Below are 934 nucleotides of genomic sequence, written 5' to 3'. Positions count from 1 at the left end.
TGGGATAAGTAATGTTGTTGTTCAAATAAAAAAAATGAACAACATTATTTCAATAACTGATCTCGTGAATAAGAGAAATAAAACAGTAATTATAGATATAGACTCAGATAGTGCAGGCATGGATGAGCTATGGTCTAGTATTGACGATGATTTCCCATATATAAATAGGGTTGCCTATAATCGATGGGAGAATGAAATAACAGGCGAGTCCTATAATAAAGAAACCATTTTCAAAGTCTGCGGTGATGCCAAGGTGGCAAGAAAAGGAATTGCTGACATAGAATGGATAGACTCTATAACAAATAGAATAAAAAGCTATTACATTACTACCGATAGAATCAGGGTAAGTGAGTATTCAAATTCCGATGCGAGATATCCTCATTTGGGAATGAGAAGGCGCGGTGCGTTGCTTAATAAGTCGATGATCAATCTATTGGCAGCTGATGTTAAATCTCAAATCCAGCAAGGAATAAGAAGTCAGTTTGAACTTGGTCGCAGAAGGGAATCAACGTTCCCTCAGAGGCTGATTCAAAGCCTACAGAATGGGAATAGTACGGTTAAAGCTGATGATGTCATGAAATCTATTAGGGATATTCAAAGATATGAAGAGAGATTTTCTTCTTTGGGAATATTGCCTAATGAAAAAGAGCGTACAACAGAACAGTTGAATCAGTTTTTTTCTTATCAGGAAGAAGGTGCTGGGCTTGCTGTTCTCAAAGTGTACTTGGATGATATAAAATCCAAGTATAAGGTTTTAGATGGTTTGGCTACAAAATTAAATCTATTCAAAACATCAGTTAATAAATTGCTTTCATTTAAAAAAATAGAAATAAGTTTAGAAAGTGGATTTGTTATTTCACCAATAAGGAATGATGAGATTCACTTGGAACTCACAAGTCTCTCATCGGGAGAACAGCATCTTATTGTTATGCTA

General features: G+C 35.1%; 1 pseudogene. It reads left to right on the top strand.

The window, feature by feature from the left end:
* A pseudogene (locus ABD035_RS17560) lies at positions 1 to 934 on the top strand (hypothetical protein); the annotation flags it as partial.

Origin of the sequence: Tatumella terrea (assembly GCF_039523755.1) — a bacterium.
Lineage (GTDB): Bacteria > Pseudomonadota > Gammaproteobacteria > Enterobacterales > Enterobacteriaceae > Tatumella > Tatumella terrea.
Note: the sequence above shows the minus strand (reverse complement) of the source record. Positions and strands in the feature narration are given on the sequence as shown.